Consider the following 22751-nt stretch of genomic DNA (forward strand, 5'->3'; position numbering starts at 1 on the left):
CATTCCACGAAAGAAGATTGCGTCAAATTGTCAATTTGGTCGCATTAGTTACTGACACCGCATTTTCCGCTAATGCTTGAAGTTTTCGCGGGGACTTCCGCCAATATTAGCGTTGACGACCGCTTTCCACCATGCTGCTAAAGGCGTAAGCCTCAGCCATCATATCCTGAACAGAGGTAAGCTTCATGCACTTTGCGTCCGATAACTGGGCCGGCGCCCATCCCAAAATTGCCGAGAATCTGAACCGGCATTCGGCCGGTTTTGCCTCAGCCTATGGCTCCAGCATGCTTGACCGCATTGTAGACGAAACGTTCAATAAAATATTTGAACGGGAAGTCGCTGTTTTCTTTGTTGGGACTGGCACCGCCGCGAATTCGTTGGCTCAAGCTGCCATTGGACGGCCGGGAGGCGTCACATTCGCTCATCGTGAAGCTCATGTGATTGATGATGAGGGCGGGGCTCCCGGTTTTCTCTCTGCGGGAGGCCGTCTACAGCCGGTGGATGGTCCGACAGGGCGTATGGATATCAGCAATCTGAAAGCAGCAATCGAAGGTTTTGCGCCAGGCAATGTGCATTCCGGCCAGCCTATGGGCGTCTCGATTACCCAGTCTACCGAGATCGGTACGCTTTATGAATTGAACGAAATCGCAGCCATCTCGGCTCTGTGCAAAGGTAATGGATTGCCGCTGCATATGGATGGCGCACGCTTTGCCAATGCGCTTGTTACGTTGGGCTGCAGCCCGGCAGAAATGACGTGGAAGCAGGGTATCGACATCCTTTCCTTTGGCGGTACCAAGAATGGCTGCTGGTGTGCAGAGGCGCTGGTATTCATGAATCCCGATCAGGCAAAGGATCTGCCCTTCATCCGGAAAAGGTCCGCGCAGCTTTTCTCAAAGTCACGTTTCGTGGCAGCGCAGTTTGAAGCCTATTTTGCCGATGGGTTGTGGCTCAAACTTGCCAGCCATGCCAACGATATGGCGCAGGAACTGGCAACGCGCATCAAGGCCTCGAAAAAACTGAAGCTCGCTTGGGAGCCACGTGCAAACGAAGTTTTCGCGATCGTTTCCAAGGATAATGTTGCCAGTTTACAGGCAAGCGGCGCCATTTTTTATGAGTGGAAGCCACCCCACAATGAAGCAAACCTGATTACCGGGAATGAAGCATTGATTCGTCTTGTGACCAGCTTTGCTACGACACAGGACGAAGTTGTCCGATTTGGTGATCTGATCGCATAAAAAGCGGCGCATTACTGCGCCGCCTTCTTCACTCAACGAAATAGCCGCTTAGTGCGTGGCTTTGGCTTCGATCTGCTTGGCTTCGTTGTCAGACAAAGCCGTGACAGCGATCTTGCGCGGCTTCATCTCTTCGGGAATTTCGCGCTTGAGATCAATGTGCAGCAAGCCATTTTTCAGACTGGCACCATTAACCTCGACGAAATCGGCAAGATGAAAGCGGCGTTCAAACGCGCGTGAAGCAATGCCACGATAAAGCGTTTCAGAACCTTCAGACTTTTCAGCAGCCTTCTCACCAGTCACTTTCAACTGGTTGCGATGGGCCTCAATCTGAATTTCATCTTCAGAGAAACCGGCAACAGCCATGGTGATGCGATAGGTATTATCGCCTGTCCGCTCGATATTATAGGGCGGATAGGTCTGGGCGCCTTCCGGCTGTGCCAAACTGTCGAGGATTGTGAAAAGCCGGTCGAAACCAACAGTTGAACGATAGAGTGGTGAAAAATCAACGTGACGCATGGGTAAGCCCTCCTTTAGAGCGACAATGTTTGCGTTTTCTGATTCGTCCTGAGATCCCCGATATGGCAAATCCCGTTGAACCAACAGCCCCGATATGGCGGCTGCAAAGCTTATTTGGTAAGCCTGCGCGGTGGTTTCAAGTCCGTTTTTTGCCAACCCAAACGTTTCAATGAACGCAAAATGAACATCATCTTCGGAATACGTTCACCTTGATGGTTTATATCTACACTCACGGTCGGATACGGTCCGGCATACAAAGGATAGGACAATGAAGAGACCTTTTCTCGCGCTTACTGCAGCCGCTGTTTTGATCACAGGCTTTGCCTCTTCGGCTTTTGCTCAGGAACGCTATTATCGCGATAATGCACCTGCGATTTATCTAGAGGACGACGAACAGGACGGCTACTTCATTCAGGATCGCGGTCGCTATGATCGTGATCGCCGTGATTGGCGCGAAGATCGCCGCGAGCGCTTCGGTCCACGCGACGTTACCCGCATGCTTGAACGTCGTGGATATCGTGTACGTGACGTCGACTTTGAACGCGGGCGCTATTTTGTAAGAGCTTCACGTCGCGGCAACCCGGTTATTGTTGTTGTCTCCCGCAGAGGTGAAATTCTTGAAACACGCCGCGTTGGACGCGACCGTGACCGGGATCGTTCGGGCTTCCGCATCGAGATCAATCCGGCCTACTGATAAAAGCCGAAATCATTGCGGATGTAACGTCCCTTCCATCTGCAATGTACTGGCCGGAAACTCTCAGGGAGGGTTTCCGGTCGATCTTTTTTGATATTTCCAGATATAAGTTTACTTCTTATTCCGGTTTCGTTGTCCTCCATCGGCATTGTTTGACCTTCTGCCGGAGCGGCTTTATCACGGAGAGAAATTGCTCATTAAGGCATCCGTACGAACATGATTCGAACACTTATCGAAACTGCATCCAATCCCATTCCTACCGGGGCTCGTGTTGATAGTTTTGATCTGCCTGATCGCAAGCAACTGCGCTATGCGATCATTCCCGCCAGCACTACGCACGTTCGTGGTACTGTCATTCTTTTGCACGGGCGTAGTGAATGCATCGAAAAATACTTTGAAACCGCCAAGGACATCGCAGCACGCGGATTTACTGTTGCCACCTTCGACTGGCGCGGTCAGGGCGCTTCAAGCCGTATTTTGCGTGATGTTGCACGTGGCCATATAAGAAGTTTCGAACATTATGTTTCAGATTTCGAGCGTTTCTTCGAGGCGGTGCTTCTACCCGATTGCCGTGGGCCATTTTATGTCCTCGCCCACTCAACCGGGGCGCTTATAGCGCTGCTTGCCGCCCCTTCAATGTCCAACAGAATTCACAGGATGGTTCTGACCTCGCCATTGCTTGATATCCCAATGACACGCCTGCAAAGAATGACAGCGAGAATCGTGGCAAACTCTCTGCGTTCGATAGGGCTTGGCAGAACATATATGCTCAGCGGGCCATACAAGGCCAAGCCTTTCGAAAACAATCCGGTTACATCCGATGCTGTTCGCTACAAGCGCCAATGCGACGTACTGGAACAATCGCCGGAACTGGCGCTTGGGGGCCCGACAGCGAGCTGGATTCTTGCTGCTGCAAAAGCGATCAGGAAGGTGAACCGACCTGAGTTCATCGAGAAAATACGTATTCCCATACTGATCATCGCAGCAGGCGCAGACCGCATCGTCTCCACCCCGGCGATTGAGCGCTATGCTTTGCAGCTACGCAACACTACTCTTCTCACCATTGACGGCGCCAGACACGAGATATTGCAGGAAGCCGATTTCTATCGCGAGCAGTTTTGGGCTGCGTTTGACGCCTTTGTTCCCGGAACCGGACACGAGCAATCCCAACTATCCGACGAGACAGAACTTACCGATTAAGCATCGCCAATGCTTTGCTATGCAGCTCAGGCGTTGCCGCAGCGACAATATCGCCAGCCTTTTCTGCCGGTCCCCCATCCCATGTTGTAAAGACACCGCCAGCTTTCTCGATAATCGGTATCAGCGCCACGATGTCATAAGGGTGCAGCCCCGTTTCAATGACCAGATCGACAAATCCAGATGCCAGCATGGCATAGGCGTAGCAATCAGTGCCGTACCGCGCCAGGCGTACAGATGATTCAACCCGGTCGTAGGATTCTCGCTGTGCATCCTTGAAAAGCGCCGGAGTCGTTGTAAATAGCGTCGCATCAGCAAGCTCGGTTGTCTTGCGTGTCTGCAAACGGCGCGTTCCATCAGGACCTTCATACCAGGACGCCTCGCCGTCACACATAAACAGTTCCCGGGTGAAGGGTTGCGACATGAGTCCGGCCACCGCATCGCCATTGACGGTCAGCCCGGCAAGCGTTCCCCAGACAGGCAATCCGGAAATGAAGGCACGCGTTCCATCGATAGGGTCAATGACCCATACATTCGGCTGGTCCAGATTCTCGCCGCCAAACTCCTCACCTAAAATTCCATGCTCTGGGAAAGTATCGTTTATTAGCGCACGAATTGCGCGCTCTGCTTCCCTGTCAGCCTCCGTGACCGGATCAAAACCACTCTGATACTTATTATCGACAAGCGATGCGGTTCTGAATCTGGGCAATGTTTGCTGTGAGGCAACCTCTGCAATTTTCTTTAAAAAGGTAAGATCGATAACCAAAGCAGCTCCTGACGACTGAATTATTCTCATTTAAGGTCAAAACACGCAAATTATGCATGTTTTTTAGGCAATATTCGCGGCTGCTTAAAAAAGCGCGCAATTAACTTGACATTTGTGCGACGCAGCATAGACTGATTGTCGGACGGGGTGACCTGTCTATGCCCTCCTTGGGCGTTTCCTCCCTAGACTTGGACCGCGCTCACGCGCGGTCTTTTTTTGTCATGCGACTGTTATTGTTTTATTCGGCGGCCAACGGTGTATCGAGGAAATAGAAGTCCGGCAGCGAAACCAGATCTGCAAGAAACAGCCCTATATCACGCTGGAGCTGATCGAATCCGGGCTTTTTCTCATAAGTATTTTCATTCAGGTAAAGGCCGCGATTGACCTCAATCTGCAAGGCATGGATGTGCTTGAGAGGGCGGCCGTAATGTTCAGTAATGTACCCTCCAGCATAGGGCTTGTTATGGGCCACCACATAGCCCATTTCACGTAGCAGCTGTATAGCAGCGCCTGCAAGTTCCGGCGCGCAGCTCGTGCCGAATCTATCTCCAATTATGAAATCCGGGCGCATTCCGCTTTCAGGAAAACGGATGCTCGCTGGCATTGAGTGGCAATCGACAAGCACGCCATAGCCAAAGCGGGCATAAGTCATTGCAAGGACATTCCCAAGCATCGCATGGTAAGGCTTGTAGATTGTATCAATACGGCCAAGCGCTTCGGATATATGGAGCTTCTGGGCATAGATTTCCTGCCCCTCTCCTACCAGTCGGGGAACGGTACCAAGACCGCCTGCCACGCGTGCAGAATGCGCATTGGCGAATGAAGGAAGCGGCTCGATAAACATTTTTGCGTCGAGTTCATAGGGCTCACGATTAACATCGAGATATGCGCGCGGAAAATGCGCCAGCATCAAAGGCGCGCCCAGCATTACCGCTGAAGCGAAGAGCTGATCTACAAAGCAATCTTCCGAGCGGCGGATAATATGCGCATCAAGTTGTGACTGCTGGATAAATGCTGGCGGATAGAAACGGCCGCTATGGGGAGAGTTGAAAACGAATGGTATGCGTTGATCAGACGGCTGCCGCAATTCATAGGGAGAGCTGTCGGGAAAATCGCGGTTGACGGTCATCGTTCACTTCAAATGTTTATTGCTGAACTTGCAGGGTGCTGCTTCTGATACACTAGAGCAAGTTTATGCGTAATGGAATTGATGGTGCACGGAAGATACGCTCATCTTTGTTAAGATGCTATCCACGCTGAACCCACCTCGACATTTGCCCCGTTCAGCCTTATTTCTAGCAAATCATTCACGTGATCTTTACCAAAAAAGCGCTTTGTAGATTCTACGGAACGCTGGTCTGGGGATGATCCGGCGCTAAATAATTCGGACGGACCGATGAAAAGAATACTTCTTGCAGAAGATGACAATGATATGCGGCGTTTCCTCGTGAAAGCGCTTGAGAAAGCTGGCTATCATGTCACGCATTTCGATAATGGTGCCAGCGCCTATGATCGTCTGCGCGAAGAGCCGTTTTCGCTCCTGTTGACCGATATCGTCATGCCGGAAATGGATGGCATTGAATTGGCCCGACGGGCGTCCGAAATCGACCCCGATCTCAAGATCATGTTCATCACCGGTTTTGCGGCCGTGGCCTTGAATGCTGATTCGAAGGCACCCAAGGACGCCAAAGTGCTGTCCAAGCCATTTCATTTGCGCGATCTTGTCAACGAAATCGAAAAAATGCTTGTCGCAGCCTAGTTGCGCTACGTCATTATTGTATTCCTGCAAGAAAGCCCATTAAGTCCCTCAACAGCTATTGACGGACACAATTCAATATGGTGTATGCGCCCGGCAGATGGGCGTGTAGCTCAGCGGGAGAGCACTACGTTGACATCGTAGGGGTCACAGGTTCAATCCCTGTCACGCCCACCATCTGCCCCTTCTCAAATCCAAAAATTAAGATCCCGCAATACCCACCAGCATCGATAAGTCTTCTTTTCAAAATGCGAAGTCGCTGGCAGTCGCCCGGTTTTTGTGCTCCGATATGCCGTTACCGGGCTTGTGGGGGACGATGCATGGTTACGTTGCAGCAAGGTTTGAAATTTCTCATTATCATGATGTTGCTTATGAAAGGTATGGCTGGCGCGTTTGCTGACGCCATCGAACCAACAAGCGACATTGATGGGTCAGCGGACAATCCTTTGATCAAACGCTATGATGGATCGTTCATCGTCAGTTATGAAACCTTCTCCTACACCGATTTCACCGTTCCCCTCGGCGCTCTGAAGCGCGACCCTGACACCGAGAAACGTGACGCCAGCAACAACTCTGTTTATGCGCCGGAAAAGACACTCGACATTGAGGGCATGTTGACCCGCATCGCTTATGTGCTGCCGCCAGAACGCTCTCCGCTCGAAGTTTTGCGTAACTATCAGGATGAAATCGAGAAAGCCAAAGGCGAACTACTCTTTCAATGTAAATCAGAAGAATGTGGCGGTGATGCTACACGTTCCAGTGCAGGTGGCGGCGGCGATATGAGCCTCGCCATGATCTTCTTCCGCGAAGGCGACCTCAAAGACGAGGCGTTTTCCAATGGAGCCTGTGCTTTGACGCCCGCAATAAAGGATCAGCGGTTTTTTTCGGCGAAAATTCCCGCCTCTGACGGCGACACTTACGTCACCGTCCAGACCTATACGATGCTTGATGACCTTTATTGCAAAGCCCTGAACGGCAGAACTATTGCCATAGTCCATGTTGTTGAACCCAAATCACGCGATAAGAAAATGGTTGTTGTCGGCGCAACCGAGATGGCGAGTTCAATTTCTACACAAGGAAGCATTTCGCTTTACGGCATTTATTTCGACACTGATAAAAGCGATCTGAAACCTGAATCGGAGCCGACCTTAAAAGAGATCGCAGGTCTACTGGCACTTGACGAAAAGCTGGCGGTTTTAATCGTCGGCCATACCGACAATGAGGGCAAGTTCGCTTATAATCTTGACCTATCGTCGAAACGCGCTGCTGCGGTAAAGAAAGCTCTTGTTACGACCTACAAAATCAAAGCGGAGCGGCTGGCAACCTCTGGCGCGGGAATGATGGCGCCGGTTGCCAGCAACGACGATGAAGAAGGGCGCGCCAAGAATCGCCGTGTGGCTCTGGTCAAATTAAACTGACGGCAAAATCCTCGTAACAAAATCGGCGTCTCCGCGGAGTGTATTGCTGACTGTGCAAATCTCCTCGGCCAATTCCATGATCTGATGCCGCGCGGCCTCGTCTAGATCGCCTTCAATCTCAACATCGATATCGAAACGCACAATGCGAAACGGTTCTTCGTGAGATTTCTCGCCAGTGACGTGCACACGGACTTCATCCAGCCTGTCTGAAACCTTCAGCCGTGAAGCAGCGATGCGAGCGCTTAGCACGATACAAGCTGCCAAGGATGAATAGAGCAAGTCAAGCGGATTGAAACCTGCCTCGGAAACAGAGGTGACAATGTTCAGCTTGCCACCTGTTTCGGTGGTGACCGCTGGAAGCTCCTTTGCTTTCAAAACGGCTCTGGCACCAACCGCACGTGTTCTCGTTTTAAGCTCTGTCATGGATTCTACCCGCTATTTGAGTGAACTACCCCACTCCATAAAGCACCGGCATCAGTCCGGCCATTGCTTTAAAGCGAGTCCACGATTTTGCTTCCGCTTTCGTCCATGCCGTCTCGGCCATCGCTGAAATCCGCGGAAATACAAGTCGGTCGAACACGCCGCGATCTGTCATCGGTTCAGACCAGATGCAGGTTTGGATGCCGAGAAAATGTTTCTTCTGATCCTGACTCCAGCCCTTTACAGGATCAAACTCATAAAGTTTTTCAGGCTCGGACCACCCTGCCCATCCCGCCCCCGGTTCTGACCAATCGGGACTATTTGCCATATCGAGATAATAAACAGGTCCGGGGCACACCACGATGTCATATCCTTCAGCAGCCAGCTTGGCGCTGATTTCCACCGTATGCCAACCATCCAGATAGCAATTGGACTTTTCAATACCACCACCATGAGCCGCTTCCTCCCAAGCGCCAGTGATACGGCCATGGGCGATTAGAAAGGCTTGAGCTCTTCGCAGAAAATCGGCCTGCAGCACAGCCGCAGTATCTCCGCCAAGCTCAGCCAGACGTTGCTTCGCCTGAGGTGAGCCAGACCACGCATCGGTTGGGACTTCATCTGCACCGACATGAATGGTTCGGGACGGAAATAGCTCCAGAAGTTCCGTCAGCACTGTTTCAACGAAGTGATAGGTTTCTTCACGTGCAGGGTTGAGACAATTATTGGGAAAGCCTTGAATTGAAAAATATTCACCCGTTTCCTGCGGATCGCGCAGCCAGGGAAGTGCCTGCAGGACGGAGTAACAGTGGCCAGGCATATCAATTTCCGGCACCACATCAATTCCCAGATCGTTGGCAAGTGCAACAATCTCACGGATTGCTGACTTCGTGTAATACCCACCTGTCGCGTGCGGTCCAGATCCGAGCAATGGCGGAATTGGCAAGCCATGACCACGCCACGCACCGACGGAAATGAGTTCGGGATACGCATCGATTTCAACGCGCCATGCTTCATCGTCTGAAAGGTGCCAGTGAAATCTGTTCAGCTTGTTCCACGCCAGAATATTCAGGAATTGTGTGATTTCAGCCGAGCTGTAAAATTGCCTTGCAACATCAAGATGAGTACCACGCCAGAGCATGGCGGGTGCGTCTTCTATTTTGCCTGACAAAGGAAAGTTGAATGTATCGGGATAAAGCCGTGCACCGCGCAGTATCTGTCCAAGAGTGATCAGTCCATACAGAGCCCCGGTCTTTGATCCTGCCGTGAGCGCAATGGAATTCTGCTGGAACTCTATTGTGTAGGCTTCAGCACCAACATCCTTTTGCAAGGTAATGTTAACGGGCAATCCGCCTTCGGAAACGCCACGGACAATACCCTCAACCGGGAACAGAGCCTTGGTGAGCGCATCGAACGCTGCAATCGCTTTGTCAGCAACTGCATCCTTCGCAACGGGAGCAAGGCCAAGAGGAGCGGGGCGATTTCCTGAAATTTCCACAGATTGCGGCCAGGGAATGATGGCCACAGGTACATCAACATTCTCGGGGACAGGATATATTTCTGCACCACGCTTTAAAGTTGCGTTGTCGCCGATAGCACGTGTCGGCAGTGCGGGGATTGGTAAAGTACTGCCATCTTCCAGCAACAGATAGGCGCTATTTGCGCCATCGCTCCAATGTCGAAGCGGATAACTCAAGCCACGTGCCTTCACCGTCCATGAAGCATTCGGCTCCAATGTAAAATTGTCCAACGGAGCAAATTCCGAATGATTTGACAACCGTTCGACAAGGATGCCGCCCTCGACAGTCGCTGCGGGGTCGATACGGGCTGGGCCGCTTACGCAAAGACGAAAACCCGTAATTGGTTCCGATGAAAGGTTTGTGAGCTTCAACGAATAGGAGAGCGGTTCATTTCCTGTGGCGGGTTGCCAGTGGGTTTCAAGACGAAATTGCATACGCGATGTCATGGATGGACTTTCAGAATGGTGGATTGCGTTATGGGTTTGTGAGCAGTCCGGCATAGATGCCCGGTGTTGAATCGGAAATGGCTGTTGCACCTACCGCACGTGCGTAGAAATCAATCGGTCCTGCGTCGCCAATAATGGCATAGCCGTAGCCCTGCGAACGCATGTCAATAAGACATGCCAACAGTAAAGCTTGGCCCGCACCAGCGCCTCTTGCCGCCTCGCTCACGCCGGTTGGCCCGAAGAAACCCCGTGCAATCGCGTCGTAGCAAGCAAACCCGATCAACTCGCCCTTCTTCACAGCAATGAAGCACGCCGGAGGCTGTCTGGTAAAAGAGACTGTTGCCTCGCTCGCCCAGCCCCTACCAAATTCCTTTTGTATCCACTGCGTCACAAGGCCAAGTTCCGGTGCGAGAACGCGTCTGATTACGATGCCTGCGTGAAAAAGGCGCTCATCAAGTTTTGAGTTTTGCTTGAGGGCATAAAGTCTGACCAGAAGATCCATACTGGCTCCAATAACCGTCACTGTTGTCCAAGAGAGCGAAAGAAGTGATTTGAAGCAGCCTGCTGCACCACTTGGGACTCAGGACGTGATAGCCGCCTGACCTCTTCCGCATGGCGCAGGAATTTCGCACTCTCCCCCGGGATAAAAGGTCGATAGGGGTCCGGCACCGCCGACAGAAGCAAGCGGGTATAAGGATGTTGCGGATTTTCGATTACGGAGTTTGTATCGCCCCACTCAACCATCTGCCCGGCGAACATCACGACAATTTCCTCGGCAACATAGGCGGCAGTTGCGATATCATGCGTGATGTAAAGCAATGCCAGATTGCGCTCGCGCTTGATGCTGGACAACAGTTCAAGAATGCCCAGCCGGATGGACACATCAAGCATGGAGGTGGGTTCATCTGCGACAAGAACCTCTGGTTGTACCGCCAGTGCCCGGGCAATATTGACACGCTGTCTTTGTCCACCTGAAAGTTCATGCGGAAACTTATACGCGGTGACGGTCGGATCCAGGCCAACACTTGCCAACAACGAGTTGACGCCCGCTTTTGCTTCTACTCCGCCTTTTGCGTGACCATGCAAAAGCAAGGGCCGGGTCAAATGATGTTCAATGGAAAACACCGGATTAAGTGACGCAAAAGGGTCCTGAAAAACCATCTGAACCGCACGCCGATAGGCACGTTCGGTTTCGGCAGATCCGGCAGTCGTAACATTCTGACCGCGAAACAACATTTCGCCGGACGTTGGGTGGTCCATGCGCGAAATAATACGCGCACAACTCGTCTTTCCACACCCGGACTCTCCGACCAAGGCTAGCGCTTTGCCGGGAACCAGCGAAAGACTGATGCCACGCAACGCGTGAACAAGTCCGAATGACCGGGTAATGGAGCTGAGTTCGATGATCGGTGCCAGCCCTGATCCTTTTACGCGGCCAAGATCGGGAATTGCATTCATAGCGGCACTCCCTCTCTTTGCATGCTGGACGGGAGACTGGGAATGGCACCCCAAAGACGTTTTGTGTATTCGTGGGCAGGAGCAGTGCTCACTTGCCGAACTTCTCCGACTTCAACCAGCTCACCCTTCAACATCACGCCTATGCGATGGCAGATTTGCGCCATCAGATGCAGATCATGGGTGATGAACAGCACTGAGAAACCTTTGGTTCTCTGAAGGTCAGCGACCTGTTCCAAAATTTCCCGTTGCACAACGACATCAAGAGCAGTCGTCGGCTCATCCATAATGATGAGTTCAGGATTGAGTGCCAGGCAGATTGCAATCACGATGCGCTGGCGCATTCCCCCGCTGAATTGATGGGGATAGTTTGAGAGCCTGTCGGCAGGAATACCGACCAGCTGAAACATCTCTTTGGCACGCTCGCGAGATTTTTCGCGGGGGCAACCTGTGTGACGGTGCAAGACATCATGAAACTGCGCTTCTACCCGCATCAGCGGATTAAGCGAATTCATTGCGCTTTGAAAAACCATCCCAATGCGCCGCCAGCGAACTGATTGGAGCTGACGGTCGGGCATTTTGAGAATATCTTGCCCTTCGAGTAAAATCTCACCGCCTGCAACCCAGGCCGGAGGCTTTGCCAGCCGGGTTATGGCATATGCGATCGTGCTTTTCCCGCATCCAGACTCTCCGGCCAGTCCAAAAAGTTCGCCCCGGCCAATATCGAATGACACGTTTTTGACGGCGTTGAATACTCCTTTATCGAGGAGATAGTCGACACTGAGATTACGTACCTGAAGAAGCGCATCGGTCATTGGTTCGCCTCCAGCATGCGTACCCGCTGACGGTTCAATCGCAACCAGCGCTTCAATGCCGGGCCGGAGCGCAACTGTGGATTGGCTATTTCATCGAAGGTAAAGTTGAGCAGCGAAAGCCCTAGTCCCACAAGCACGATACCGGCACACGGAACGGCAATATCCCACCAGGCACCGACAATAATCGCCGACGAATTCTGGGCATTGTAAAGCATGGTGCCCCAAGTGACGTTAAGCGGGTCACCAAATCCGAGATATTCCAACGTGGTCTGCGCAACAATTGCATAGATGATACTGCCCACCAGATTGAGCGCGATCAATGGAAGGAGGTTTGGTACAATCTCAACAAATACAATGCGCCAGTTCGGCTCACCGACCATTCTCGCGGCAACAACAAACTCGCGGTTCCGCAATGCAAGTGTTTGTGATCGCGTCATTCGGGCTCCCCATGGCCATGAGGTCAAAGCAATAATCGTCATGATGGCCCATGGCCCGACCGTACCTGCAAATGAAGCCAGCAGGATCAGCAATGGTATATTGGGGATCACAAGCACGGCATTGGTCAGGATATCGAGCGTATTGTCGGTGCGTCCACCGAAGTACCCGCCTGCCAGGCCGATGCACGTGCCAAGCACCGTTATGAGTATGCCCGTAGCGAATCCGACGGCAAGAGATGATCGGGCTCCCCATACAAACTGGCTATAGACATCGCGGCCCATCTTGGTTGTTCCCAAGACATGCTGAATGCTGGGAGCCTGATGCGAACGCCCCACGCGTGCACCCGGGTCGTTCGGTGCAATGATTGGCGCGAACAGAGCCATCAGGCAAAGTGCCACAACGATAACCAGACCAACCATTGCCTTTTTCTGACGCAATAGAACTTTGATCCCGGAGTTCATGTCCTTGCCTCCCTGATGCGCGGATCGACAACGCCATAAATCAGATCGACGAGAAGATTTGCGCTAAGGGTGGCGAACGTCATGAGCAGGAGCTGCCCCTGAATAACAGGATAATCTCTGGCAACGCTGGCCGTATAAAGCGTCAGGCCGAGGCCGGGATAATTGAACACGATTTCCGTAACGATTGAGCCACCGAAAACAGCACCCAGCATCAGGGCGAGATTGGTCAGCACCGGCAGCAATGCGTTGCGTGCGGCATATCCAAACATGACTGCCGTTTCGCTCAAGCCCTTGGCTCTGCCCATGGTCACGTAGTCTTCCCCCAGAACCGAGATCATGCTTGTACGCATCGTCGTCTGGAACTCGCCGATAAGATACGGCGACAGTGTGAGCACGGGCATGATGGCATGCAGGAAAACGCTACCGAAGAATGTAAAATTCAGCCCGGGATCAAGATTGGGGTTATAGGCATATCCAACCGGGAACCAGCGCAGCGCCACACCAAATGTGAAGAGTGTAGCCACTGCAATCACCACAGGTGGAATTGCGATCATCATGATGGATAATGGTGAAACCACCGTATCCAACCGACCACCACGACGCCATGCGGAAAGAGCGCCTAAGGTCGTACCTATGCAGAGCGAAAATATGATCGCAGTCAGAACCAGAAAAGCTGTCCACCCGGCAGACCGCCCCAACACTTCAACGACAGTTTGCGGATAGTACTTTACCGAAACGCCCAGATCGAGAGTGGCCAACCCCTTGAGGTAGTCCAGAAACTGCACCCACATTGGCTGTTCGACGGCACCAAAGCGAGCCTTGATTGCCTCTATCGCCGCCGGTGTTGCACGTGGCCCAAGTTGTGCAATCATTCCATCGACGGGGCTCCCCGGCATAAGCCGGGGAACAAGAAAATTGACAACAATGGCAAAAACAAAGGCGACGCCATAGACAGCAAGCCGGTGAAGCGGAATGCGCATCAGCCGTTGTCTCCACTCGCCTTCTCATCAACCGGGCGCAAGCGTAGAAGATGAACCAGACGCAACCTGTTATTGTCATGGTCTTCAGGATTCAGCGCGGGATCATCTTTGGATACCCAGCCGGTGAAACGCTTCGTAGAATACTGATACCAGGTCGGGCCGTTGAACAGTGGAATAACGGGGAAATTATTTGCAACAACGAGCTGTATCTTGTTGAAAATATCACGGCGTTGTTCGTCACTTGTTGCTTTGCGATAATCCGCAAACAATCCATCCAATTCGGGATTCGAATAGCGGGATGGAGCGCCAGTGACGCGGCCTGCATAGGCCGATGAGAGCGATTCATAATATCCTTTGAAAGGTGTCGGGCCATCGGCACGCGAATTGATGAGCGCATCAAAACTACCTTCAAGAACCTGCTTTCCCCATTGTTCATATTCCGGAGTAGCAACAGTCGCATTCAAGCCAACTTTGCGAAGACCTTCAGTGGCAATCTGAACCGCATCAATCCAGTCAGTCCAACCATTCGGCACCATGATTGCAAAAGCAATCGGATCACCTTTCGCGGTGGTCCGGAAGCCGTCACCACCCTTTTTATAACCGGCATCGTCAAGCAGCTTGTTGGCCTTGTCGATGTCATAGCCCATCCACTCATCTTGAGCCTTCTCGGCTTCAGGATTACGCCAACTGTCAAAACGAGGCGGAAGACCGCTGGCATGGAGATTGACCACCGGATAACCAAAACCGGCAATGTCGACCATCGCAGTGCGGTCCATCACCAGACTGATGGCTCTACGAAATGCTATATCGTTGAAGGCCGCAGCGTTACCGGGCTTGGTTGTTTTCAGGTTCATCTGAAACGATACGGTTTCCGCAGGCGGCTGCCAGTAATGATTATGCTCCGTATCAACTGAGACAAAGGTATTGTCGATATCCGGTATAAATGATCCAAACCAGTCCAGTTGTCCCTCGGGGATCGTTGCCAGCACCTGGTCATTGCCGGCAATTTGCGGCAGCCTCAGGCAATCGACTTTCAGCGACTCGGCATCCCAGTAATTCGGGTTGCGGCATTGCTCATAGACCTGCGGCGTAAAGCGGCGAATTTCGGTCATCGGACCCGAGCCAACAGGGTTTTCATTCTTGAAAGCAAATGGGTCGGCTACATCTTTCCAGATGTGTTGCGGCACAACGGGAAGATCCATTATCGATTCCGGAAAATGTGTATCCACTTCCTTGAGTGTGATCTTCAACTCGTTTGGAGAGGTAACGTCCACCGCGGTAATACTGTCTTTTACACCGACGAAATCAATAGCCGGATTCTTCAGCATCATCTCAATCGTAAATTTAACGTCCTCTACAGTCAGAGGCTTGCCGTCCGACCATTTTACGCCATCACGAATCGTATAGGTAATGGACTTGAGGTCGTCCGCAAATTTGAACGCCGTTGCGAGCCGATAGATTGGTTTTCCATTGTCCCGGTCATTGAAAATGACGAGTGGCTCATAGATGAAATCAAGCGTGCTTTGCCGGCGCCCGGCGAAATCGAATGGATTAAAGTTTCGCACCCAACTTGTTTGCTCTTCAATGTGCATTGTCAAAAGAGCCTCGGCAGAGGCTGAAGTGGAAGTCATGGTCAGCGTTGATGCAAGCACAGCGCCTAGTATCGCGGCCTTCGGAAGATAATTGATCAGTCGGGATATCGGTGACAGTCGGACGAAGTTTGCATTCAACTCTTTAGTCATATCTTCATTCCCCCATTAAAATAGTTCGTTGTTCCGCCTATTAGTTCAATTGATTTGATTTAATGCTACTCGGGCTTATAGCGTTGTCAATAGAACCAATTTTGGCTGTGGTATTAGTTGGGGGAGGAATTATAGGAGATGAGGAAACTGCAAATTTACTATTATTTTTGAAGTATATAGCTTGCTCTGCGTTGCAGGAATAAAGAAACGGCGGCACATGGCCGCCGTGATATTTCGCCAATTGTTGAGTTCTACCAGCGTTGATGAACAAACGGCTTGATATCTTCCTGATAGATCTGCTCGATTTTTTCCATCGTTTCTACCGAAAGCGGTGCAAGCGCAGCAGCTTCCGCATTTGAGCGGGCTTGGGCGGGGTTACGCGCTCCTGGAATTGCAACAGTCACAGCGTCAAACATCAATATCCAACGCAAGGCAAACTTGGCCATGGTTGTGTCTCCCGACACCAGTGGCCGAACGCGCTCCACAGCCTCCAGACCTTTTTCGTAGGGCACACCGGAGAAGGTTTCACCAACGTCGAATGCTTCGCCATTGCGGTTAAAGAGACGATGATCATTCTCTGCAAATTTTGTATCCCGCTTGAACTTACCTGATAGCAATCCACTCGCCAGAGGCACCCGCGCAATGATTGCCGTTTTGGTTTCTTCAGCCAGAGCAAAGAAGCGTTCTGCGGGACGCTGCCTGAATGCATTGAAGATTATCTGGACGCTGACAACGCCAGGATATTCGAGAGCTTTAAGAGCTTCCTCCACGCGCTCTACGCTCACGCCGTAATTGCGAATCTTACCGTGATCCACCAGCCGGTCCAGCCGTTCAAACACTTCTGGATGATAGTAAAGGTCGGTTGGCGGACAGTGAAGTTGAACCAGATCGAGTGTATCAGTCTGAAGATTTTTCAAACTGCGTTCAATATATGCTGTCAGGTTGTCCATGCTGTAGCCAGCCACGGTCTGCTCCGACAGCCTGCGTCCGGCTTTGGTCGCGATAAACGGCTTCTCGCCGCCCCGCTCCTTGATTACCTTCGCAATCAACTGCTCCGAATGACCATCGCCATACACATCAGCGGTATCGATAAATGTGACGCCACTATCCAGCGCCGCATGAAGGGCAGCTAGCGCCTCTTCATCATTCACCTCGCCCCAAGCAGCGCCAATTGCCCATGCGCCAAAGCCAATCTCGCTAACTGTGCGGCCGGTACGGCCAAACTCTTTCGATCGCATCATGATCTCCCTGCAAATCCGCTGTTGCGATGTTCTACCAGATTTTACTTGTACGACAACCCTGCAAGACGCCTGATCAGAAGATTTTGATTTCCGTTATCAATTACTGGCGCGTCGGATAAGGTCGGCCGCCTTTTCGCCAATCATGACAGTTGCCGCATTGGTGTTCGATGAAATCAGCCGGGGCATTATCGAACTGTCGCAGACCCTCAACCCATCAATGCCGTGCACTCTTAGCTGCGGATCAACAACTGCCCCCTCTCCCGTACCCATCCTGCAAGTCCCGACGGGATGATAGGCAGATCGCGCATGTTGCCGGGCAAACGCCGCACATTCTGCACGTGTATTCACGCCATCACCCGGCAAATGTTCGCGTTTGATGAATGGCTCAAATGCTGGCTGTTTCAAAATGTCTCTGCTGATAATTATTCCATCCACCGCACGTTCCAGATCATAAGGCTCAGCAAATGCATTGGGATCAATAATTGGCGCATCACGCGCATCTGAAGAACGCAATTTCACCGTACCGCGTGAGCGTGGTCGCAGATGATAGGAATTCAACGTGCAGCCATTACCACCCGGAACGGAGCCAATACCCTTTTCCACTCCGGCACCCGGCAGGAAGTGAAATTGAATATCAGGCGTTTTTTCTGCTTCATCGCCCCACCAGAAAGCACCGCCTTCAACAATATTCGAAGCAACTGGTCCTTTGCCGAACGCGGCATATTCGAGTCCCGCCAGAATTTGCCATCTCAGCTTCTTGTAACGATCAATGCCATAGGAACCCGACAGTTCCGCGATAACATCAACATCCATATGGTCTTGCAGATTCTGCCCGACACCGGGCAAATCATGCACTACATTGATCCCTAAGTTTTTAAGTTCATCTGCGGCGCCAATACCGGAAAGCATCAAAAGCTTTGGTGAGCCAATGGCACCGGACGTGAGTATCACCTCCCGATCGGCCGCTATGAAAACCTTTTTGCCCTTTTCGATAATTTCAACGCCGATGGCCCGATTTCCCTTAACAACGATCCGGTTTACGAACACACCCGTTCTCACGGTCAAGTTGCTGCGATCCAGAACCGGCTTCAAATATCCAACTGCCGTGCTACTTCGCCGCCCGTTCCTGGTTGTCGTTTGATAGAAACCGCTGCCTTGCTGTTTGCCACCATTGAAATCTGCAGTGAAAGGAATCCCGGCCTGCTGCGCTGCCTGAACAAAAGTACGCGTCAAAGGATGCGGATTGCCCGAGCTTACGCCAAGCGGGCCTGCATTCCCGTGATACTCATCAACCAGCGTGTCATTGCCCTCTGACCTCTTAAAATAGGGCTGCACATCCTTGAACGACCAACCTTCGCAGCCTTCTTCGTTGGCCCACGCATCATAATCTTCGGGACAGCCCCGCGTAAAAACCTGGGCATTGATGGAGCTTCCGCCCCCCAGCACCCGAGCTTGCGGGTAAACCATCGTCCTGCCGTCTATCTCGCTCCCCGCGGCGGTTTCATAGCCCCATATCAGTGGCCCCGCAGTCATTTTGAAAAACCCTACAGGCAAATGGATGAACATGTTGGTATCGCGAGGACCAGCCTCAAGCAGGGTAACGGTGGCGTTGGTATCCTCCGACAACCGCGCAGCAAGCACACAGCCTGCCGACCCGCCACCCACGATAATATAATCGGCCATTTAGTTCCTCCCATTCATGGAACAAGCCCGGCTGGAACTTCACGTCAGCCAGTAATTCGCACATACAATCTCAAGTCTCTTGTGAAGCGTCAAGAGAAAGGGTATGGTTATGGTGTTGAAGGGTTGTCGTACAAATAGAAGGTAAAGACTTGCGGCTTTTCTACACAATTCAAGCGTCTGACATGCCGATAATATAAGAACATTAATTTCCAGAGGGAGGAATTGGGAATGAATGAACAGGATAAGTTTGCGCGTTTTGGCCGGGTGAACCGGCGAACATTGATGTTGGGTGCAACTGCAGGACTTGCGGTGGCCGCACTGCCGAAACGTCTCTTTGCACAAACCGCACCAACGCTGGTGACGTCAATCAGATCGCTTTCCAACCCATATCACGCTGTCTGGAAACAGGGTGCCGAGGCCTATGCAAAATCCGCTGGCCTTGAGCACGTGACACTCGTCTCGGAAGGCAATAGCGAAAAGGGTATTGCCGACATCAAAGCAATGCTGGCAAAGACCGGCGGCAATATGGTGCTCAACTCGGACCCGAACGATACACCTGATGCACGGCCGATTGTTGAAGCCTGCGCGAAGGCTGGTGCCACTGTCGTTACCCAATGGAACAAGCCTGCCGATCTTCATCCGAAAGACTTTACGCCAAATTATGTCTCGCACATCGAGTTTGATGGCATTGCCAGCGGTAAGCAGATCGCCGAAATACTGTTCAAGGCCATTGGTGGCAGTGGCGGCATTGTTGCGCTAGGAGGCATGATCTCGACCACGGCAGCCATTGAACGCAAAAAGGGGCTCGATGAAGCGCTTGCGGCAAATCCGAATATCAAGCTTCTGGATTTCCAGGTTGCCAATTGGAAATCAACCGAAGCTTTCGACCTGACCAGCAATCTGCTCACACGCTTTGGCGACGACATCAAGGGTATCTGGGCAGCAAATGACGATATGGGCGTTGGTGCTCTTGAAGCATTGCGAGCCGAAGATCTGGCGGGGAAAGTTCCCATTGTTGGCGTAGATGGCATCAAGTCTGCCGTGGACGCAGTGCGGAAGGGTGAGTTTGCCTGCACGGTAACATCCGATCCCTTCTGGCAGGGCGGCATGGGCCTGGCCATCGGCTACAACGCGCACATCAAGAAGTTTGACCCTGCCAAGGAACCACCGGAACATCGCGAATTCTACGGCAAGGCGCTTCTTATCTCGAAAGAGAATGTCGAAGAATACTACAAAACCAACGTCGAATCCCAGCCAACGCTGGATTGGAACGACCTATGGGGCCGTGTGACTGGGGCAATCCGGACCTGATCACCTGACACAGCAGCAGACGGGGCCATGACCTGTCTGCTGCAACACCGCATTGGCGAATACGGCCTCTGCACTTTTCCACTCTCGATGTTGGATATAGTCTGTTGTCTGTCAATTCTGAACTCGTGAAGTCCATCTCAACCACGGAGCAGAAGAACGCGATGCAATCGTTCCTGACCCGATTAACTAGCGGGAAGCGATTGCGCAAATGGCGCGCCTTTGCCCCTCTCGCAGTGCTGGTTGTTCTTTGTATCATCATTACAATAGCCAATCCGAACTTCATCGAACCCCGTAATCTCATACGGGTCGCCAATTCTGCTGCGGTACCACTGACCCTTGCCATGGGGATGACCTTTATCATTCTGCTCGGGAGCATTGATCTTTCGGTTGAAGGCGCAATGTCCGTCGCGGCGATGGTGGTAGTGCTACTTGCCGCAAATGACAGCAATGCGCATAATTATGGCTGGCTTGCCGTTCTGGCAGCCATTGCTGCGAGCACCATGATCGGTCTATTAAGCGGCGTTCTCCAGACAGTCCTGCGCATACCATCCTTCATGACAACGCTTGGCGTCTGGTTCATAGGACTTGGGCTTTCAGTTTATATGCTCGGTGGCTCAGCAGTTCGATTGATGGATGAAAGCATCCGGGGCCTCGCCCTCACCCGCTTTTTATCACTGCCTCTTGCAGTATGGGTTGCTCTCGCAGCATTCACCCTAGCCATTATCATTCAATATTATACGCGATTTGGCCGCCACGTTCTGGCTCTTGGCGGCGGTGAGGACATTGCAGAGTTTTCCGGAGTAAATCCCAGACGCGTACGTATTTATGCATTCGGCCTAGCGGGCTTCTTTTTCGGCGTAGCAGGAGTACTTGCCGCTGCACAGCTTGGCCAGTCCAACGCCACCATTGCAGACGGAAGATTATTTGCGGCCGTTACTGCGGTAGTCGTCGGGGGAACAGCTTTGACCGGCGGTGAAGGCGGCGTTCTGAACACACTTGTCGGGGTGCTTATCGTGACCATCCTCGCCAATGGAATGATCCTGCTTGGTATCTCGCCCTACATTCAGCAGACGGTACAAGGGTTGATGATCATAGCCGCTGTGGCTCTGTCACTCGACCGCCTTAACCTGAAGATTGTGAAGTAACGCCATGCTCGCAGCCAAAGGAATAAGCAAATCATTCATCGCAGGCACATACGCCCTGAATAATGTCGATATCGAAATCAGGCCTAACGAAGTTGTCGGCCTTATCGGCGAGAACGGCGCTGGCAAATCGACGCTTATGCGCGTGCTTTCCGGGACACATCGACCCGATAGCGGAACGCTGACGCTGGACGGGCAACCACTGCGCCTGCGCAATTCAAGCGCTGCGGCTGCAAATGGCATCGGCATGGTGTTTCAAGAGCAGTCACTGTTACTTAATCTCACCGTGGCGGAAAACATATATCTTGGACAGGAGCAGCAGTTCACACGGTTTGGTATAGTGAACTGGCGCGCCATGCATGAGGCTTCGCGTCGGCAGCTTGCCAAGATCGGCGTCGATATCGATGTCACCGCCCGCACCTCGGAATTGACATTCGCAGCCCGGCAGATGGTGGAGTTGGCAAAGGCACTAACCCTTGAAGAAAGCGTCGACCGTCCTCTCGTGATTTTGCTTGATGAGCCAACATCTGTGCTGAGTGCATCGGATATTGATGTGCTTTTCGCACGTGTCCGCTCGTTAAAATCCCGGGCGAGTTTTGTGTTTGTTTCTCATCGTCTTGACGAAGTTCTAAGGATTTCCGATCGCGTTTACACAATGAAGGATGGCAAAGTCGTCGCAGAGCATGAAGCGGCAAAGGTTACAGGCCCGGAACTGCATGAGATCATGGTCGGGCGCGGCCTGCATACGGAGTATTATAAGGAAGCGCAGCAAATCGCACCTCAATCCGAGGTCATGGTCGAAGCCAAGGATCTTGGCATCTCAGGATTCTTTCATAATGTGGATTTCAGCATCCGAGCTGGCGAAGTCGTAGGCATTGCCGGCGTGGTTGGATCGGGCCGCGAGGAGTTGACGCGTGCAGTCGGCGGTTTCCTTCCACACACGCAAGGCACTTTAAAAATTGCGGGTGAAACGGTGCGGCTAACCTCACCCGGACAGGCCGTCCGCAAGAGCGTAGGCTATATCCCGCGTGAGCGCCGCGTCGAGGGCTTGGTGATGTTCCTTTCCATTGCCGAGAATATCACTCTCGCCGACCTCTCGCACGTGATGCGCAGGGGTGCCATCGATTATGGCAAGGAAAGACGTGTTGCAACTGACTGGATCAAGCGTCTGCGCATAAAGGCGCCAGGACCGGATACTGCCTGCCGTAAACTTAGCGGTGGCAACCAGCAAAAAGTCGTGCTGGCAAGATGGATGACGGCCGGATCACGCATCCTGATACTTGATCATCCCACACGCGGGCTCGATGTCGGCGCCAAGGAAGAGGTCTACGAATTTATCCGGCAACTTTCCGGGCAAGGCATTGCGATCTTGCTGCTCTCGGACACGTTGGAGGAAACTATAGGCCTCTCCCACACGGTGCTGGTTATGCGCGACGGCGAAATTACGGCTCGGTTCGATGCGGCTGCAGGCAAAAAGCCGGATCAGGTCGAACTTGTAGCAGCGATGGTTTGAGGAAG

Annotated in this window: 21 protein-coding genes and 1 tRNA gene; 9 read left to right on the forward strand and 13 right to left on the reverse strand. The window is 52.2% G+C overall.

Annotation, left to right across the window (positions count from 1 at the left end):
- Nucleotides 1-185: 185 nt before the first annotated feature.
- Nucleotides 186-1235, forward strand: a complete 1050-nt coding sequence (locus PMI41_RS10895) for a low specificity L-threonine aldolase (protein WP_008124662.1) — start codon at nucleotides 186-188, stop codon at nucleotides 1233-1235.
- 48 nt (nucleotides 1236-1283) lie between these two features.
- On the opposite strand, the gene PMI41_RS10900 is transcribed toward PMI41_RS10895, so the two are convergent.
- Nucleotides 1284-1751, reverse strand: coding sequence for an Hsp20 family protein (locus tag PMI41_RS10900; protein ID WP_008124664.1), 468 nt, complete (start codon nucleotides 1749-1751; stop codon nucleotides 1284-1286).
- A gap of 268 nt (nucleotides 1752-2019) precedes the next feature.
- Between PMI41_RS10900 and PMI41_RS10905 the strand changes: the two genes are divergently transcribed.
- Nucleotides 2020-2445, forward strand: a complete 426-nt coding sequence (locus tag PMI41_RS10905; protein WP_008124665.1) for a hypothetical protein — start codon at nucleotides 2020-2022, stop codon at nucleotides 2443-2445.
- Between the two features lie 216 nt (nucleotides 2446-2661).
- Nucleotides 2662-3645, forward strand: a complete 984-nt coding sequence (locus PMI41_RS10910) for an alpha/beta hydrolase (protein ID WP_008124668.1) — start codon at nucleotides 2662-2664, stop codon at nucleotides 3643-3645.
- On the opposite strand, the gene hisN is transcribed toward PMI41_RS10910, so the two are convergent.
- Nucleotides 3635-4408, reverse strand: a complete 774-nt coding sequence (gene hisN, locus PMI41_RS10915) for a histidinol-phosphatase (protein ID WP_008124670.1) — start codon at nucleotides 4406-4408, stop codon at nucleotides 3635-3637. The genes PMI41_RS10910 and hisN overlap by 11 nt on opposite strands.
- A gap of 238 nt (nucleotides 4409-4646) precedes the next feature.
- Nucleotides 4647-5537 (reverse strand): N-formylglutamate amidohydrolase, encoded by an 891-nt coding sequence (locus tag PMI41_RS10920; protein ID WP_008124672.1) that lies wholly within the window; start codon nucleotides 5535-5537, stop codon nucleotides 4647-4649.
- 267 nt (nucleotides 5538-5804) lie between these two features.
- Between PMI41_RS10920 and PMI41_RS10925 the strand changes: the two genes are divergently transcribed.
- The 3 genes from PMI41_RS10925 (at nucleotide 5805) to PMI41_RS10935 (ending at nucleotide 7582) form a co-directional block, all read left to right on the forward strand.
- Nucleotides 5805-6167 (forward strand): response regulator, encoded by a 363-nt coding sequence (locus tag PMI41_RS10925; RefSeq protein WP_008124673.1) that lies wholly within the window; start codon nucleotides 5805-5807, stop codon nucleotides 6165-6167.
- Between the two features lie 99 nt (nucleotides 6168-6266).
- Nucleotides 6267-6341: transfer RNA gene (locus tag PMI41_RS10930), tRNA-Val, on the forward strand.
- A gap of 143 nt (nucleotides 6342-6484) precedes the next feature.
- Entirely contained in the window at nucleotides 6485-7582 is a 1098-nt protein-coding gene (locus PMI41_RS10935) for an OmpA family protein (protein WP_008124676.1), read from the forward strand.
- Here PMI41_RS10935 and PMI41_RS10940 read toward each other — a convergent pair.
- The 10 genes from PMI41_RS10940 to PMI41_RS10985 form a co-directional block, all read right to left on the reverse strand.
- The gene (locus PMI41_RS10940) at nucleotides 7574-8005 is read right to left on the reverse strand and encodes an OsmC family protein (protein WP_008124677.1); all 432 of its coding nucleotides are present in this window, start codon (nucleotides 8003-8005) and stop codon (nucleotides 7574-7576) included. The two genes, PMI41_RS10935 and PMI41_RS10940, sit on opposite strands and share 9 nt — an antisense overlap.
- A gap of 25 nt (nucleotides 8006-8030) precedes the next feature.
- Complete coding sequence (locus PMI41_RS10945) at nucleotides 8031-9965, reverse strand: beta-N-acetylhexosaminidase (protein ID WP_008124680.1); 1935 nt, start codon at nucleotides 9963-9965, stop codon at nucleotides 8031-8033.
- A gap of 28 nt (nucleotides 9966-9993) precedes the next feature.
- The gene (locus PMI41_RS10950) at nucleotides 9994-10467 is read right to left on the reverse strand and encodes a GNAT family N-acetyltransferase (RefSeq protein ID WP_008124682.1); all 474 of its coding nucleotides are present in this window, start codon (nucleotides 10465-10467) and stop codon (nucleotides 9994-9996) included.
- A gap of 17 nt (nucleotides 10468-10484) precedes the next feature.
- The gene (locus tag PMI41_RS10955; protein ID WP_008124684.1) at nucleotides 10485-11423 is read right to left on the reverse strand and encodes an ATP-binding cassette domain-containing protein; all 939 of its coding nucleotides are present in this window, start codon (nucleotides 11421-11423) and stop codon (nucleotides 10485-10487) included.
- Nucleotides 11420-12235: an ABC transporter ATP-binding protein gene (locus tag PMI41_RS10960; protein WP_008124686.1), complete on the reverse strand. Its 816-nt coding sequence runs from the start codon at nucleotides 12233-12235 to the stop codon at nucleotides 11420-11422. Before PMI41_RS10960 ends, PMI41_RS10955 begins: the two co-directional genes overlap by 4 nt.
- Nucleotides 12232-13134: an ABC transporter permease gene (locus PMI41_RS10965; protein ID WP_008124687.1), complete on the reverse strand. Its 903-nt coding sequence runs from the start codon at nucleotides 13132-13134 to the stop codon at nucleotides 12232-12234. The genes PMI41_RS10960 and PMI41_RS10965 overlap by 4 nt, the downstream gene beginning before the upstream one ends.
- Complete coding sequence (locus PMI41_RS10970; protein WP_008124688.1) at nucleotides 13131-14114, reverse strand: ABC transporter permease; 984 nt, start codon at nucleotides 14112-14114, stop codon at nucleotides 13131-13133. Before PMI41_RS10970 ends, PMI41_RS10965 begins: the two co-directional genes overlap by 4 nt.
- A complete protein-coding gene (locus PMI41_RS10975) occupies nucleotides 14114-15745 on the reverse strand; it encodes an ABC transporter substrate-binding protein (protein WP_157179373.1) in 1632 nt (543 codons plus the stop codon). The genes PMI41_RS10970 and PMI41_RS10975 overlap by 1 nt, the downstream gene beginning before the upstream one ends.
- Nucleotides 15746-16107: 362 nt before the next feature.
- Nucleotides 16108-17094: an aldo/keto reductase gene (locus tag PMI41_RS10980; protein WP_008124690.1), complete on the reverse strand. Its 987-nt coding sequence runs from the start codon at nucleotides 17092-17094 to the stop codon at nucleotides 16108-16110.
- Between the two features lie 99 nt (nucleotides 17095-17193).
- Nucleotides 17194-18780 carry a GMC family oxidoreductase N-terminal domain-containing protein gene (locus tag PMI41_RS10985; RefSeq protein WP_008124691.1) on the reverse strand — a complete coding sequence of 529 codons (1587 nt, stop codon included), beginning with the start codon at nucleotides 18778-18780 and terminating at the stop codon, nucleotides 17194-17196.
- 228 nt (nucleotides 18781-19008) lie between these two features.
- Here PMI41_RS10985 and PMI41_RS10990 point away from each other — a divergent pair, with 228 nt between their 5' ends.
- The 3 genes from PMI41_RS10990 to PMI41_RS11000 all read left to right on the forward strand — a co-directional run bounded on the left by PMI41_RS10990 (nucleotide 19009) and on the right by PMI41_RS11000 (nucleotide 22746).
- Nucleotides 19009-20091 carry a sugar ABC transporter substrate-binding protein gene (locus tag PMI41_RS10990; protein ID WP_008124692.1) on the forward strand — a complete coding sequence of 361 codons (1083 nt, stop codon included), beginning with the start codon at nucleotides 19009-19011 and terminating at the stop codon, nucleotides 20089-20091.
- A gap of 104 nt (nucleotides 20092-20195) precedes the next feature.
- Complete coding sequence (locus PMI41_RS10995; protein ID WP_244423922.1) at nucleotides 20196-21236, forward strand: ABC transporter permease; 1041 nt, start codon at nucleotides 20196-20198, stop codon at nucleotides 21234-21236.
- Between the two features lie 4 nt (nucleotides 21237-21240).
- Nucleotides 21241-22746, forward strand: a complete 1506-nt coding sequence (locus PMI41_RS11000; RefSeq protein WP_008124694.1) for a sugar ABC transporter ATP-binding protein — start codon at nucleotides 21241-21243, stop codon at nucleotides 22744-22746.
- The last annotated feature ends 5 nt before the right edge of the window (nucleotides 22747-22751 follow it).

Origin of the sequence: Phyllobacterium sp. YR531 (genome assembly GCF_000282595.1) — a bacterium.
In the GTDB taxonomy this organism is placed as follows: Bacteria; Pseudomonadota; Alphaproteobacteria; order Rhizobiales; family Rhizobiaceae; genus Phyllobacterium.